The sequence below is a fragment of the Pseudomonas sp. 7-41 genome (genome assembly GCF_021233075.1).
GTDB lineage: Bacteria > Pseudomonadota > Gammaproteobacteria > Pseudomonadales > Pseudomonadaceae > Aquipseudomonas > Aquipseudomonas veronii.
In genome coordinates this window covers 6,202,501-6,216,039 of record NZ_CP089551.1, presented here as the reverse complement: position 1 = coordinate 6,216,039, position 13,539 = coordinate 6,202,501, and the positions used below count along the sequence as shown (strand labels likewise).

Annotated in this window: 14 protein-coding genes and 1 rRNA gene (1 of these 15 only partly in view); 6 read left to right on the top strand and 9 right to left on the bottom strand. The window is 59.2% G+C overall.

Features of this window, described 5'->3' with window-relative positions; translation table 11 throughout:
* Positions 1 to 30 precede the first annotated feature (30 nt).
* Complete coding sequence (locus LQ249_RS28410) at positions 31 to 726, top strand: lipoate--protein ligase family protein (protein ID WP_128192554.1); 696 nt, start codon at positions 31 to 33, stop codon at positions 724 to 726.
* On the opposite strand, the gene crp is transcribed toward LQ249_RS28410, so the two are convergent.
* Positions 723 to 1,367 (bottom strand): cAMP-activated global transcriptional regulator CRP, encoded by a 645-nt coding sequence (crp, locus tag LQ249_RS28405; RefSeq protein ID WP_017847788.1) that lies wholly within the window; start codon positions 1,365 to 1,367, stop codon positions 723 to 725. The genes LQ249_RS28410 and crp overlap by 4 nt on opposite strands.
* Positions 1,368 to 1,615: 248 nt before the next feature.
* Here crp and LQ249_RS28400 point away from each other — a divergent pair, with 248 nt between their 5' ends.
* The gene (locus LQ249_RS28400; protein ID WP_005792019.1) at positions 1,616 to 2,038 is read left to right on the top strand and encodes an OsmC family protein; all 423 of its coding nucleotides are present in this window, start codon (positions 1,616 to 1,618) and stop codon (positions 2,036 to 2,038) included.
* Between the two features lie 57 nt (positions 2,039 to 2,095).
* On the opposite strand, the gene coq7 is transcribed toward LQ249_RS28400, so the two are convergent.
* The 6 genes from coq7 to hemJ all read right to left on the bottom strand — a co-directional run bounded on the left by coq7 (position 2,096) and on the right by hemJ (position 6,534).
* Positions 2,096 to 2,743 (bottom strand): 2-polyprenyl-3-methyl-6-methoxy-1,4-benzoquinone monooxygenase, encoded by a 648-nt coding sequence (gene coq7 / locus LQ249_RS28395; RefSeq protein ID WP_017847787.1) that lies wholly within the window; start codon positions 2,741 to 2,743, stop codon positions 2,096 to 2,098.
* A gap of 118 nt (positions 2,744 to 2,861) precedes the next feature.
* On the bottom strand, positions 2,862 to 3,200 hold the full coding sequence (locus LQ249_RS28390) for a histidine triad nucleotide-binding protein (protein ID WP_017847786.1): 339 nt from the start codon (positions 3,198 to 3,200) through the stop codon (positions 2,862 to 2,864).
* Positions 3,201 to 3,246: 46 nt separating this feature from the next.
* Complete coding sequence (locus LQ249_RS28385) at positions 3,247 to 4,035, bottom strand: SDR family NAD(P)-dependent oxidoreductase (RefSeq protein WP_017847785.1); 789 nt, start codon at positions 4,033 to 4,035, stop codon at positions 3,247 to 3,249.
* A 63-nt stretch (positions 4,036 to 4,098) separates the two neighbouring features.
* Positions 4,099 to 5,049: a DUF805 domain-containing protein gene (locus LQ249_RS28380; RefSeq protein WP_017847784.1), complete on the bottom strand. Its 951-nt coding sequence runs from the start codon at positions 5,047 to 5,049 to the stop codon at positions 4,099 to 4,101.
* 69 nt (positions 5,050 to 5,118) lie between these two features.
* The gene (locus LQ249_RS28375) at positions 5,119 to 6,081 is read right to left on the bottom strand and encodes an NAD(P)H-dependent flavin oxidoreductase (RefSeq protein WP_079444811.1); all 963 of its coding nucleotides are present in this window, start codon (positions 6,079 to 6,081) and stop codon (positions 5,119 to 5,121) included.
* Positions 6,082 to 6,105: 24 nt separating this feature from the next.
* Entirely contained in the window at positions 6,106 to 6,534 is a 429-nt protein-coding gene (gene hemJ / locus LQ249_RS28370; protein WP_017847782.1) for a protoporphyrinogen oxidase HemJ, read from the bottom strand.
* Between the two features lie 136 nt (positions 6,535 to 6,670).
* Here hemJ and argC point away from each other — a divergent pair, with 136 nt between their 5' ends.
* Both argC and erpA read left to right on the top strand, forming a co-directional pair.
* Positions 6,671 to 7,705, top strand: coding sequence for an N-acetyl-gamma-glutamyl-phosphate reductase (gene argC, locus LQ249_RS28365; protein ID WP_017847781.1), 1,035 nt, complete (start codon positions 6,671 to 6,673; stop codon positions 7,703 to 7,705).
* Between the two features lie 165 nt (positions 7,706 to 7,870).
* The gene (gene erpA, locus LQ249_RS28360) at positions 7,871 to 8,221 is read left to right on the top strand and encodes an iron-sulfur cluster insertion protein ErpA (RefSeq protein ID WP_007906865.1); all 351 of its coding nucleotides are present in this window, start codon (positions 7,871 to 7,873) and stop codon (positions 8,219 to 8,221) included.
* Positions 8,222 to 8,299: 78 nt separating this feature from the next.
* Here erpA and LQ249_RS28355 read toward each other — a convergent pair whose 3' ends face one another.
* On the bottom strand, positions 8,300 to 9,391 hold the full coding sequence (locus LQ249_RS28355) for an anhydro-N-acetylmuramic acid kinase (RefSeq protein ID WP_169863692.1): 1,092 nt from the start codon (positions 9,389 to 9,391) through the stop codon (positions 8,300 to 8,302).
* 3 nt (positions 9,392 to 9,394) lie between these two features.
* Positions 9,395 to 10,813: a peptidoglycan DD-metalloendopeptidase family protein gene (locus LQ249_RS28350; RefSeq protein ID WP_057005386.1), complete on the bottom strand. Its 1,419-nt coding sequence runs from the start codon at positions 10,811 to 10,813 to the stop codon at positions 9,395 to 9,397.
* A 209-nt stretch (positions 10,814 to 11,022) separates the two neighbouring features.
* Here LQ249_RS28350 and tyrS point away from each other — a divergent pair, with 209 nt between their 5' ends.
* Positions 11,023 to 12,222: a tyrosine--tRNA ligase gene (gene tyrS / locus LQ249_RS28345; RefSeq protein WP_017847777.1), complete on the top strand. Its 1,200-nt coding sequence runs from the start codon at positions 11,023 to 11,025 to the stop codon at positions 12,220 to 12,222.
* A gap of 552 nt (positions 12,223 to 12,774) precedes the next feature.
* A 16S ribosomal RNA gene (locus LQ249_RS28340) occupies positions 12,775 to 13,539 on the top strand; it runs 772 nt beyond the window's last position.

Genomic DNA, 13,539 nt, shown 5'->3' with positions numbered 1-13,539 from the left:
TTTGTATTTATTCAGCGAGGTAGGTGTTCGATGATCCAGCCAGTGTCGATGAGCGTCGAAGCCGGGCTTGCTGCCGAGCAAAACCTGCTGGCGGCTGTTTGTGCAGGGGAGCAGGCGTTTGGCCTGCTGTTCTGGCAGCCCAGTGATCAGGCATTGGTGATGCCGCGGCGCTTGAGCCGACTGCCGGGGTTTGACGTGGCCAGCCAAGTGTCAGCCGCGGCGGGCTGGCCGGTGCTGTTACGCGAAACCGGCGGCGAGCCGGTGCCGCAATCAAACGCCACGGTCAATATCGCCCTGGTCTACGCACCGCCGCGCAGCGAAGGCGATCAGGGGCGCATCGAAACCGGCTACCTGCGTTTGTGCCAGCCGATCTGTGACTTGCTGATCGAACTGGGCGGCGATGCTTCCGTCGGCGAAATCGACGGCGCGTTCTGCGACGGCCGCTACAACGTCAACCTCAATGGCCGCAAAATGGTCGGCACCGCCCAGCGCTGGCGCCAAAGTGGTGGCCGTCCGGTGGGGCTGGTACACGGAGCCTTGTTGCTGGATAACGATCGCGAAGAACTGATCGCGGCGGTCAATCGCTTTAATCAAGCCTGCGGACTGGAACAGCGCGTTCGCGCCGACAGCCATATCGCCCTGCACGAAGCTTTCCCCGCACCGGACGCGCTCAGTCGGCTGGATGCGTTGTACCGGCAGATGCTGGCCAGCTTCCTGCCGGTTTAACGGGTGCCGAACACCACCATCGTCTTGCCTTTGACGTCTACCAGGTTGCGTTCTTCCAGATCCTTGAGCACGCGACCGACCATCTCCCGTGAACAACCGACAATGCGCCCGATCTCCTGGCGCGTGACTTTGATCTGCATACCATCGGGGTGAGTCATCGCGTCAGGCTGCTTGCACAGCTCCAACAGGCAGCGGGCCACACGGCCGGTGACATCAAAGAATGCCAGGTCGCCGACTTTGCGCGTGGTGTCCCGCAGGCGCTGGGCAATCTGGCCGCTCAGTGCATAGAGGATGTCGGGATCGTGCTGGGTCAGTTCACGAAACTTCGTGTAACTGATCTCGGCCACTTCGCTCTCGATTTTGGTCCGCACCCAGGCGCTGCGCTCCTGTTCTTTGCCCGCTTGTTCAAATAACCCCAGCTCGCCGAAGAAATCGCCGGTATTGAGGTAGGCAATGATCATCTCGCGGCCGTCTTCATCCTCGATCAGGATGGTGACCGAGCCCTTGATAATGAAGAACAGTGTTTCGGAGCGTTCGCCTGCGCAGATGATGTTGTGCTTGGCCGGGTAACGACGACTCTGGCAATGCGTCAGCAGTCTGTCGAGATTCTTGATCTTGGGTATGGGAGTAAAAGCAACCATGGTTGTATCCCGAAAAAGACTGCACAGGGTGGTTGGAATTGTTTTTATCCAGCTGTATCTGCATTGATACACGTTGTACAAAGGATGGCAATGCGCCATTCATTTGGCGCCAGCTTACCAGACACATTGTGACTCGATTAGCCAATTTACCGGGTAACTGTGGCGATTGATGGCTTTACGCGCAAAAGCTGCCGGCCGCGGGTCGTGTGCTAAGCTGGCGACCCTTTTTTAGCAGTGGAGTCTGGGCGATGAAGGCACGCATCCAATGGGCGGGCGAAGCCATGTTCCTCGGTGAGTCGGGCAGTGGCCATGTCGTGGTCATGGACGGTCCGCCGGAAGCCGGTGGCCGCAACCTGGGCGTACGCCCGATGGAAATGCTCCTGCTTGGTGTAGGCGGTTGCAGCAATTTCGACGTGGTCAGCATTTTGAAAAAGTCCCGCCAGGCCGTGGAAAGCTGCGAAGCCTTCCTCGAAGCCGAGCGTGCGACTGAAGATCCCAAGGTGTTCACCAAGATCCACATGCATTTCGTGGTCAAGGGCCGGGCGCTGAAAGAAGCCCAAGTCAAACGTGCCATCGAGCTGTCGGCCGAGAAGTATTGCTCGGCGTCGATCATGTTGGGCGCGGCCGGTGTCGCCATTACCCATGATTACGAAATCATTGAGTTGGGCTGATCCAGGGATTCGTCGGCAATAAAGACAGGGCGCTTTGATAGCGCCCTTTTTTGCAGGTTAGATGCGGTAGGTGCTTTTGGTCATGACCTTGGCCATCAGGCTCATGCCAAACCTCACCGGCGCCGGGAAGCGGAAACCACCGGCGTCCAGTGCGCTTTCTGCGTGGTGTTCTTCGTCGATACGCATCTGTTCAAGAATCGCCCGGGACTTTTCGTCTTCGGTCGGTAACTGTTCCAGGTGCTCATCCAGGTGCTTGCATACTTGCTGTTCCGTGGCTGCGACAAACCCCAGGCTGACTTTGTCGCTGATCAAGCCGGCTGCGGCGCCAATCCCAAACGACAGGCCATAGAACAGCGGGTTCAGCACGCTGGGATGGCTGCCCAATTGGCGAATGCGTTGCTCGCACCAGGCCAGGTGGTCGATTTCTTCCTCGGCGGCATGCTCCATGGCTGCGCGCACTTGCGGCAGCTTGGCGGTCAGCGCCTGGCCCTGGTACAGCGCCTGGGCACAGACTTCGCCGGTATGGTTGATACGCATCAGGCCGGCGACGTGGCGGGTGTCGGTCTCGTTCATCTGTGCATCGGGCTGCACGATGGCGGGCGACGGGCGATACGGCTGGCCGCTGAATGGCAGCAGCGTGCGTATGGCCGTGTCGGCTTGCAACAACAGACGGTCAATTGGCGAGTAGTGACGTTGGGTAGTCATGCTGACCTCCGGGAAGAGTCTCGGCGGCCAGTTTACCGCAAGAGAGGGCGAAGCGTTTGCGTTGAGTCAAGGGCATGGGGTCGCATGCGGGAGGCCGGCGACCCGTGTGTCAGGCGTATCAGCCCGGCGGCCAGTTCATCTGGCGCTGACCCAGCACATGCATGTGGATATGGTAAACGGTCTGTCCACCGTCTTCATTGCAGTTCATCACCACACGAAAGCCCTTCTCGCAGCCCTGTTCCAGGGCCAGGCGCTGAGCGGTGAACAGGATGTGCCCAGCCAGGGTTTTGTCGCTTTCGGTCAGATCGTTCAGGGTGCGGATCGGTTTTTTCGGGATAACCAGAAAATGTACCGGCGCTTGTGGGGCGATATCGTGGAAGGCGAGGACCTGATCATCTTCATAGATGATCTTCGCGGGTATTTCTCTGTTGATGATCTTGGTGAACAGAGTATCCAAAGCTGTTTCTCCATGGTGAATGTGCAGGGTGAGTGTACTCAGGCCTTCAGCGCGGGCAATAGGCCTTGTTGATCGCGCCGGCGAGCTTGCGGGTCAGCCAGCGTGGGCTCAAGCGCGGACTGAAGGCGAGCCAGCGATTGCGGCGGCCGGGGATGATGATGGCTTGGTTTTTTTCCAGGGCGCGCACGGTGTAGAGCGCCACTTCTTCCGGGCTCATCAAGTGCGCGCTGCGCTCGAGCTTGGCGGTGTCCATTTGCGCCGTGCCAAAGAAGGCCGTGCGCGTCGGGCCGGGGCACAGCACCGAGACCTTGATACCGCAGGTTTTCAATTCTTCACGCAGGCCTTCGGAGAAGTGCAATACATAGGCTTTGCTGGCGTAGTAACTGCTCATCCACGGGCCGGGCTGGAATGCGGCGATCGAGGCGACGTTGAGGATCTGCCCGCCGCCATGCAGGGCCATGGCATTGCCGAGGGCGTGACACATACGGGTCAGGGCGAGGATGTTGACTTCGATCAGGTCCTGCTCGGTCATCCAGTCCTGGGCCAGGAACGGCCCGCTGGTGCCCATGCCGGCGCAGTTGACCAGCAAGTCGATCTGCCGCTCGCCTTCCTCAAGCTCCAACAGGAACCCGGACAAACGCAGCGGCTCACCCAGGTCGCAGGCGCGGAACAGCACCTCGACGCCGAAGCGTTGCGTCAATTCGATTGCAATGCTTTCCAACTGATCACGCTGGCGGGCCACCAGAATCAAGCTGCGGCCGCGCCGGGCCAGTGCTTCGGCCAAGGCCAGGCCGATGCCGCTGGAGGCACCGGTGATCAGAGCGTAACGGGTCATGCCTTTCTCCATCGCAACGCCGCCGGACCTGTGACAGAGGCATCACAGGCGGCGGGCGTTTTTTCACTGTTCTGGAGAGTCTACAGGTTCGGCCGCGTCGTCAGCACTTTGCACGTCTTCTTCATTGACGATCACGCTTTGATCGGCGTCTTCATCGGAGGTGATGGAGCTGCTTTCGTAGCTGCTGTCCACGTTGCTTTCGAGTTGGTCCAGGTAGCCGTTCATCCCCAAGGCCATCAAGATGATGAGCATCAACGGAATAAATGCCAGCCACAGGGAGGCCAGGACTTTCACTGCCGTGGAGTTGCGCGGTGGCGGCGCACCGTACTGGTTGGCGCCGGTGTTACCTGGCAACACCAGCAGCAGCAGCGGGAAAATGCTGTTCACCAGCGGCACCAGGTTCAGCAGGTACAGCCAGCCGGACCAGCCCAGGTCGTGCAGACGCTGCACGCCGATTTGCACGCTGACCCAGACAATCGCCACGAACAGCGCGAAACCCAGCAGCGAGCCCAGGATGATGCCCGCCGTCGGCGAAGCGGTCGCCACGGCGAAGCCGGCAGTGGCGAGGATGCCCGAGGCGACGAGCATCGCGACGGTGAGTACCAGCGTCCAGGCCAGGTAGCGCAGGCGACCGATGCGGCCATGGATCGTGAAGATCTTGAGCTCGGCGTACTCCGGCAAATCGTCACCCACTGCGGCACGCGGTGGTGCATACGGGGAGGCGGCAGGGCGGGCAGAGGGCTCGGTCTCGTGGGTTTCGTCAAGGCTGAAGGCCACGGGCTGTTCGGCTTCGATACGCGCGTCGATCCCGGCGTTCTTCAGCGCGGTGAGGTAGGTTTCGGCATCGGGGCGCGCGAGGTCGCGCTTGAGGGCGACGGGGCGACCGGTAAAGAGCTTCTCGATGGCCTCAACGTTGCTTTTGAACAATTCGGCGAGATTCAGTTTAGCGGTGGTGCTTTCGACACCCGGGAGCAGGGCTCCATCAAACACAATCTTGAAACGGTTGTCGCTCATGCGGGCATCCTTGTCATGTTACAGGGGAGGGGGGCAGGCCCGCTTCAATGAGCGGGTCCGGCAAGTGTATCAGCGCGGCCAGCGCAACTGTGCCGCCTTCTCGCGGGCTTCGCGGTATTCGGCATCCAGGCGTGCAACGAGTTCATCGACGCCGGGCAAATCATCGATCTCACCGACGCCCTGACCGGCAGACCATACGGTCTTCCAGGCCTTGGCCTCGTCGTTCAACGGCTTGAGCTTGGCGCCGAAATTGACTTCGCCTTTGCCTTGCAGGGCGGCCAGGTCGAAACCGGCGTTTGCCAGGCTCTGGCGCATGAAGCTCGCGGGCACGCCGGAGACTGCGGCAGTGTGCACGATGTCGACGGCGCCTGATGTGAGCAGCATCTCTTTATACGCATCCGGCGCGTGGCTTTCGGCGGTGGCGATAAACCGCGTGCCCAGATACGCCAGGTCAGCGCCCAGCAACTGGGCGGCCAGGATCTCGTGCCCGTGGTTGAGGCAGCCGGCCAGCAGCAGGGTTTTGTCGAAGAACTGGCGAATCTCGGCGATCAACGCGAACGGGCTCCAGGTGCCGGCATGGCCACCGGCGCCGGCGGCCACGGCGATCAGGCCGTCCACCCCGGCTTCGGCGGCTTTCTCGGCGTGACGTCGAGTGGTGACGTCATGGAAGACCAGGCCGCCGTAGCTGTGTACCGCATCGACCAACGCCTTCACCGCGCCGAGGCTGGTGATGACGATTGGCACCTTGTGCTCGACGCAGATCGCCAGGTCTGCCTCCAACCGTGGGTTGCTGTGGTGGACGATGAGGTTGACGGCGTAGGGCGCAGGGTTGCTCAACTGCGCCAGGCCCGCTTCGATTTCCTCCAGCCAGGCCTTGAAGCCACTGCTTTCGCGCTGGTTCAGTGCCGGGAAACTTCCGACCACGCCATTGCGGCAGCACGCCAGGACCAGTTGCGGATTGGAAATCAGGAACATCGGCGCGGCCACGACGGGCAGGCGCAGATGTTGTTCAAGCAAAGCGGGCAGCGACATTGGAGGTACCCCGAGGCATTGACGTTAGAACGGTTTGACCACGACCAGAATTACGATAGCCAGCAATATCAGAACCGGGAATTCATTGAACCAGCGATAAAAGACATGGCTGCGGGTGTTTTCGCCACGGGCGAAGCGTTTTACCTGTGCGCCGCACATGTGGTGGTAACCGATCAGCAGAACGACCAGGGTCAGCTTGACGTGGAGCCAGGCGCCCATATGGAAGAGGCCGGGGTTGAGGGCGATCATCCAGATGCCGAAGACCAGCGTGGCAAGCATCGACGGGCCCATGATGCCGCGATACAGCTTGCGCTCCATGACGCTGAAGCGTTCCTTGCTGACGGTGTCTTCGCTTTGGGCGTGGTAGACGAACAGGCGCGGCAGGTAGAACAGCCCGGCAAACCAGCACACGATGCTGACGATATGGAAGGCTTTGACCCATAGATAAAGCATTTTTAGTTATTCCCAGGTTCACGGTAACTGAAGATAGTAGTGGCTCATGCGTCCTTACGTCACCTTGGCGGTTGTCGCAGGACAATGCGGCCCCTATTATCGACGGCTTTCCAGTGGGTTCTTTGAGGGCAGGTTTATGGTCAAGGTCGGTATCGTCGGCGGCACGGGTTACACCGGTGTCGAATTGCTGCGTCTGTTGGCTCAGCATCCGCAAGCTGAGGTGGTGGTCATCACTTCCCGATCCGAGGCCGGCCTGGCTGTGGCCGATATGTACCCGAACCTGCGAGGCCATTACGACGGCCTGGCGTTCAGCGTGCCGGACATCAAGACCCTCGGCGCCTGTGACGTGGTGTTCTTTGCCACCCCCCACGGCGTGGCCCATGCGCTGGCCGGCGAGTTGCTGGCCGCGGGCACCAAGGTCATCGATCTGTCGGCGGACTTCCGCCTGCAGGATGCCGACGAGTGGGCCAAATGGTACGGCCAGCCACACGGCGCGCCGCAGCTGTTGGAAGAGGCGGTGTACGGCCTGCCGGAAGTCAATCGTGAGCAGATCAAGCAAGCGCGCCTGATCGCTGTGCCGGGTTGCTATCCGACCGCGACGCAGTTGGGCTTCCTGCCATTGCTCGAAGCCGGGCTGGCCGACGTTTCGCGCTTGATTGCCGACTGCAAGTCGGGCGTCAGCGGCGCCGGGCGTGGGGCGGCGGTGGGGTCGCTGTACTCTGAAACGTCGGAAAGCATGAAGGCCTACGCGGTAAAAGGGCATCGTCATCTGCCGGAAATCCGTCAGGGGCTGCGTCGCGCCGCCGGTAAGGATGTGGGGCTGACCTTCGTGCCGCACCTGACTCCGATGATCCGTGGTATTCACTCGACACTGTATGCGACGGTGGTGGATCGCTCGGTGGATTTGCAGGCGCTGTTTGAAAAGCGTTACGCCAACGAGCCGTTCGTCGATGTGATGCCGGCCGGCAGCCATCCGGAAACCCGCAGTGTGCGCGGCGCCAACGTGTGCCGGATTGCCGTGCATCGGCCGCAGGACGGTGATCTGGTGGTGGTGCTGTCGGTGATCGACAATCTGGTCAAGGGCGCTTCGGGCCAGGCGGTGCAGAACATGAACATCCTGTTCGGCCTGGATGAGAAGCTGGGCTTGTCCCACGCAGGCATGCTGCCGTAAGGCTGTCAGGTCGCCAAGCAGAAGGCCCGTCGATCGGGCCTTTTGTGTTTTTAATGGCGGCTGCGCAGATTGATATACCGTAACAATAGTTGACCGCTTTTCTAGGAGAAGCGGATAATACCGACCATTACGCATATGGCGGCGGTACGCCGGGAGATTATCAGCATGAGCGTTGAGTCCTTCACCCCCACGGCTTTGCAATTCACCCACGGTGCTGCGCACAAGGTGAAGAGCCTGGTCGATGAAGAGGGTAATGATCGCTTGAAGCTGCGCGTATTTGTTACGGGCGGCGGTTGTTCAGGGTTTCAGTACGGTTTTACCTTCGATGAAGAAGTGGCCGATGACGACACCATCGTCGAGCGCGAGGGCGTGAGCCTGGTTGTGGACCCCATGAGTTTCCAATACCTGGCAGGCGCCGAGGTGGATTACCAGGAAGGTCTGGAGGGTTCGCGTTTCGTGATCAAGAACCCTAATGCCACGACTACGTGTGGTTGCGGGTCTTCGTTCTCGATCTGATCGGTAACGGATACAAAAACGCCGCTTGGCTTTGATCGGCCAAGCGGCGTTTTGCTGTCTGCGGGTTCTGGCGGGCAGTCAGGCGGGGTAGATCGCGCCCAGCACCCGTAGCCCGCGTGCGCCAGTGACGCTGGGGCGGTTGGCGGCGATGCCTTCGAGGCAGCAATGGGCCAGCCAGGCGAAGGCCATGGCTTCGACCCAATCGGGGTCTACGCCGCAGGTAGCGGTGCTGCTGACCTGGGTCGATGGCAATAGCGCGGCCAGGCGTTTCATCAGCGTGCGGTTATGCGCGCCGCCGCCGCAGACAAGCAGGGTGTTTGTCTGGGGTTGGGCGGTTTGCAGGGCCTCGACGATGGTCAGGGCCGTCAGTTCCAGCAGCGTGGCCTGGATGTCCTGGGGGGCGAAGGCGGGTAGGCGCGCCAGGTGTTGTTGCAGCCATCCCAGGTTGAACACTTCGCGCCCGGTGCTTTTCGGGCCTTTGGTCAAGAAAAAAGGGTCACTGAGCAGCGCGTTGAGCAACTGAGGTTCGACTTTGCCGCTGGCGGCCCATTGACCCTCGCGATCAAAGTGTTCGCCGCGCTGTTGATGAATCCAGGCATCCAGCAAGACATTGCCCGGGCCGCAGTCGAAGCCGGCTACGGGTTTTCCGGTCTCGATCAAGCTGAGGTTGCTGAAACCTCCGACGTTCAAAACCGCACGATTCCCGCTGCGTTCGTCAAACAGTGCTTCATGAAAGGCCGGTACCAATGGCGCACCCTGACCACCTGCGGCAACGTCGCGGCTGCGGAAGTCGCTGACCACGGTGATGCCGGTCAATTCGGTGAGCAAGGCAGGGTTGCCGATCTGTACGGTGAAGCCGCGTGCCGGTTCATGGCGGATAGTCTGCCCATGGCTGCCGATCGCGCGAATGTCCTGGGGCTTGAGGTTGTGCTGGTCGAGCAGGGCATGGATGCCCTGGGCGGCGAGTGTCACCCAGTGCTGCTGGGCCATTGCCGAGCGGGCGATCTCATCCGGGCCGCTGGCGCACAGGCCAAGCAGCTCCGCGCGCAGGCTGTCTGGCATGGGGATGTAGTGAGTGGCGATCAGCTTGATCGCCGCCTCTTGTTCGATCAGGGCGATATCCAGGCCATCGAGGCTGGTCCCTGACATCACGCCTATATAGAGCGGCATACCTTAGCGCTTCGCCGAAGCCAGCAGGGTGGAGCGCTCCTGATCCATGCGTGCCATCAGCGGTTGGCTTTGTTGCATGAAACGCGCGCGTTCGGCCTTGGCGATCGGGTCGGCCATCGGCAGTTTCTGGCCCAGCGGGTCGACGTGTACGCCATTGACCTGGAATTCATAGTGCAAGTGTGGGCCGGTGGACAGGCCGGTCGTGCCGATATAGCCGATCACCTGGCCCTGCTTCACGTTGCCGCCGGTCTGTACGCCCTTGGCGAAGCCTTGCATGTGGCCATACAGCGTGCGGTAGGTGTTGCCGTGCTGGATGATCACGGTGTTGCCGTAACCGCCGCGACGTCCGGCCAACAGTACCTTGCCGTCACCTGCGGCCTTGATGGGCGTGCCGCGCGGCGCTGCATAGTCGACGCCTTTGTGGGCGCGGATTTTGTTCAGGATGGGGTGCTTGCGTCCCATGGAGAAGCGCGAGCTGATGCGGGCGAAATCCACAGGTGTGCGGATAAAGGCCTTGCGCATGCTGTTGCCATCAGCGGTGTAGTAACTGCTGTTGCCTTGTTTGTTGGTGTAGCGCACGGCGGTGTAGGTCTTGCCGCGGTTGGTAAAGCGCGCGGAGAGGATATTGCCGGTACCGACCACTTTGCCGTTGGCGACCTTCTGCTCGTAGATCACGTCGAATTCGTCACCCTGGCGGATGTCCTGGGCGAAGTCGATGTCGTAGCCAAACACGCTGGCCATGTCCATGGTCATGCTGTGGGACAAGCCGGCACGGGCGGCCGATTGCGACAGCGAGCTGTTGATGACGCCATGTACGTAGGCGGAGCGCATCACTGGCTTGGTGGTGATGCGATTGAACGCGAAACCCTTGGCACCCTTGGTCAGGGTGATGCTTTCCAGGTCGCTGAGGTTGCTGTGCAGGTTGTTCAGCTGGCCATCTGGGGTCAGTTCGAATTCGAGTTTTTGACCGCGTTTGAGCTGGGTGAATTGCTTGGCTTGTTTATCGCTGGCCAAGACCTCATTAACCGTAGTGGCAGGTAGGCCGACCTTCTCGAACAGCGTGGAAAGCGTGTCGCCCTTGCCGACGAGCACCTCGCGATGCTGAGGGCTCTTGGCCTGCGCTACGGCAGGTGCAGCCTGCTGCTGGGCGGTTTTGTCGGTTTCGTCCGGGGCGCTTTCGATCTGGGCAAACGGCGAATCGACGGGTGCATTTGTGGCTTGTTGCGCGTCGGAAGCGTCTTGATCTTGTGTCAGTTGTTCTGCGGGACTTTCCAGGTCAAGGCTCAGGGATGTTCGTTTGGCTTCTACGTCACTGGAAGGGAATACCAGGAGTGCCAGGCTCAGAAGGGCGGCGATACCACTTGCAGCGAGCAGGTGGGTCTTTGGGTAAAGCGGCGGCGCTTTAGACGGTTCTGTGGTCATAGGTAATTTTGACTTTGAAGATGAAATGGAAAAGATGACTGACATGATGAAGATGAAATAACTGTATAAAATATAACCAAATCATCTGTGACGCAAGCTCGCGAACGCCGGGCTTGTCGAACGGTGTCCGTGCGCAGGGCAAAACTTGTAATTAGTCCCTGATCTTGTATGGTTGGTTCCCTTTTGAATCTGAGCCTTGCGGGTCTGTTATGAAGTCGGTTGAAGAGCAGCTAGCGCTGATAAAACGTGGTGCGGAAGAACTGTTGGTCGAGGCGGAGCTGATCGAAAAGCTCAAGCGTGGCCAGCCCCTGCGTATCAAGGCCGGCTTTGATCCGACTGCGCCGGATCTGCACCTGGGCCATACCGTGCTTATCAATAAGCTGCGCCAGTTCCAGGACCTGGGGCATCAGGTGATCTTCCTTATAGGGGATTTCACCGGAATGATCGGTGATCCAAGCGGCAAGAGCGCCACGCGTCCGCCGCTGACCCGTGAGCAGGTTCTCGAGAATGCCGAGACCTACAAGACCCAGGTGTTCAAGATTCTCGATCCGGCCAAGACCGAGGTGGCGTTCAACTCCACCTGGATGGACAAGATGGGGCCGGCGGACTTCATTCGTCTGACATCCCAGTACACCGTGGCGCGCATGCTTGAGCGCGATGACTTCGACAAGCGCTATTCGACCAACCAGCCGATCGCGATTCATGAGTTCCTGTACCCGCTGGTCCAGGGCTATGACTCGGTGGCGTTGCGCGCTGACGTTGAGTTGGGTGGCACCGATCAGAAGTTCAACCTTCTGATGGGGCGTGAGCTGCAGCGTGCGTATGGGCAAGAGGCTCAGTGCATTCTGACCATGCCGTTGCTGGAAGGGTTGGACGGCGTCAAGAAGATGTCCAAGTCCCTGGGCAACTATGTCGGTATCCAGGAAGCGCCGGGCGTGATGTACGGCAAGCTGGTTTCGATTCCGGATGCGCTGATGTGGCGTTACTTCGAGCTGTTGAGCTTCCGCTCGATGGATGAGATCAATGCGCTGCGTGCGGATGTCGAGGCGGGTGCCAATCCTCGCGACGTGAAGATCAAGCTGGCTGAAGAGATTGTTGCGCGTTTCCATGGCGAGGAAGCTGCGGCCAGTGCTCACCGTGCGGCGGGTAACCGGATGAAGGATGGTGAGCTGCCGGATGATCTGCCGGAGATTGAGCTGACTGCTGCCGAGGCAATGCCGATCGCGGCCGTCCTTAATAAGGCAGGCCTGGTGAAGAACTCGGCGGTCGCGCGTGACCTCTTGGGTTCCGGTGGTGTGCGTATCGATGGTGAAGTGGTTGATCGCACCTTTATATACGCGCTGGGTGCGACCCATGTTTGCCAGGCTGGGAAGAAGGCATTTGCGCGTATTACGCTCAAATCCGAATAAGTCTGAAATTAACTGTTGACGGCGATTTATATCTGTCTATAATTCGCCCCACTTCCGGCGCAGTCGAAACGGAAAACTCCTTGGTAAACAAAGAGTTACGCAAGATTCGACAGCGACCAGCTTCAGCTCATCGAAGCCTGGAAGGAGTTGGCAGGGCAGGGTTGTTTGGCTCTATTGACGTTTCGATCTTCTCGGTCGAAAGCGGAGAAAAAGAGGTGTTGACAGCAGCGTGTAACGCTGTAGAATTCGCCTCCCGCTAACGAGAGATCGGAAGCGCAAGTGGTTGAAGTTACAAAGGAAACTTTGAAAGCTTCTGAAAATAATCACTTGACAGCAAATGAGGCTGCTGTAGAATGCGCGCCTCGGTTGAGACGAAAGATCTTAACCAACCGCTCTTTAACAACTGAATCAAGCAATTCGTGTGGGTGCTTGTGGAGTCAGACTGATAGTCAACAAGATTATCAGCATCACAAGTTACTCCGCGAGAAATCAAAGATGTAACCAACGATTGCTGAGCCAAGTTTAGGGTTTCTTAAAAACCCAAAGATGTTTGAACTGAAGAGTTTGATCATGGCTCAGATTGAACGCTGGCGGCAGGCCTAACACATGCAAGTCGAGCGGTAGAGAGAAGCTTGCTTCTCTTGAGAGCGGCGGACGGGTGAGTAATGCCTAGGAATCTGCCTGGTAGTGGGGGATAACGTTCGGAAACGGACGCTAATACCGCATACGTCCTACGGGAGAAAGCAGGGGACCTTCGGGCCTTGCGCTATCAGATGAGCCTAGGTCGGATTAGCTAGTTGGTGAGGTAATGGCTCACCAAGGCGACGATCCGTAACTGGTCTGAGAGGATGATCAGTCACACTGGAACTGAGACACGGTCCAGACTCCTACGGGAGGCAGCAGTGGGGAATATTGGACAATGGGCGAAAGCCTGATCCAGCCATGCCGCGTGTGTGAAGAAGGTCTTCGGATTGTAAAGCACTTTAAGTTGGGAGGAAGGGCAGTTACCTAATACGTGATTGTTTTGACGTTACCGACAGAATAAGCACCGGCTAACTCTGTGCCAGCAGCCGCGGTAATACAGAGGGTGCAAGCGTTAATCGGAATTACTGGGCGTAAAGCGCGCGTAGGTGGTTAGTTAAGTTGGATGTGAAATCCCCGGGCTCAACCTGGGAACTGCATTCAAAACTGACTGACTAGAGTATGGTAGAGGGTGGTGGAATTTCCTGTGTAGCGGTGAAATGCGTAGATATAGGAAGGAACACCAGTGGCGAAGGCGACCACCTGGACTGATACTGACACTGAGGTGCGAAAGCG

Excerpts from the sequence above, each read along its gene's own strand:
- LQ249_RS28410 (WP_128192554.1), top strand. The coding sequence starts at position 31 with ATGATCCAGCCAGTGTCGATGAGCGTCGAAGCCGGGCTTGCTGCCGAG.
- crp (WP_017847788.1), bottom strand. The coding sequence starts at position 1,367 with ATGGTTGCTTTTACTCCCATACCCAAGATCAAGAATCTCGACAGACTG.
- LQ249_RS28400 (WP_005792019.1), top strand. The coding sequence starts at position 1,616 with ATGAAGGCACGCATCCAATGGGCGGGCGAAGCCATGTTCCTCGGTGAG.
- coq7 (WP_017847787.1), bottom strand. The coding sequence starts at position 2,743 with ATGACTACCCAACGTCACTACTCGCCAATTGACCGTCTGTTGTTGCAA.
- LQ249_RS28385 (WP_017847785.1), bottom strand. The coding sequence starts at position 4,035 with ATGACCCGTTACGCTCTGATCACCGGTGCCTCCAGCGGCATCGGCCTG.
- LQ249_RS28380 (WP_017847784.1), bottom strand. The coding sequence starts at position 5,049 with ATGAGCGACAACCGTTTCAAGATTGTGTTTGATGGAGCCCTGCTCCCG.
- LQ249_RS28375 (WP_079444811.1), bottom strand. The coding sequence starts at position 6,081 with ATGTCGCTGCCCGCTTTGCTTGAACAACATCTGCGCCTGCCCGTCGTG.
- hemJ (WP_017847782.1), bottom strand. The coding sequence starts at position 6,534 with ATGCTTTATCTATGGGTCAAAGCCTTCCATATCGTCAGCATCGTGTGC.
- argC (WP_017847781.1), top strand. The coding sequence starts at position 6,671 with ATGGTCAAGGTCGGTATCGTCGGCGGCACGGGTTACACCGGTGTCGAA.
- erpA (WP_007906865.1), top strand. The coding sequence starts at position 7,871 with ATGAGCGTTGAGTCCTTCACCCCCACGGCTTTGCAATTCACCCACGGT.
- LQ249_RS28355 (WP_169863692.1), bottom strand. The coding sequence starts at position 9,391 with ATGCCGCTCTATATAGGCGTGATGTCAGGGACCAGCCTCGATGGCCTG.
- LQ249_RS28350 (WP_057005386.1), bottom strand. The coding sequence starts at position 10,813 with ATGACCACAGAACCGTCTAAAGCGCCGCCGCTTTACCCAAAGACCCAC.
- tyrS (WP_017847777.1), top strand. The coding sequence starts at position 11,023 with ATGAAGTCGGTTGAAGAGCAGCTAGCGCTGATAAAACGTGGTGCGGAA.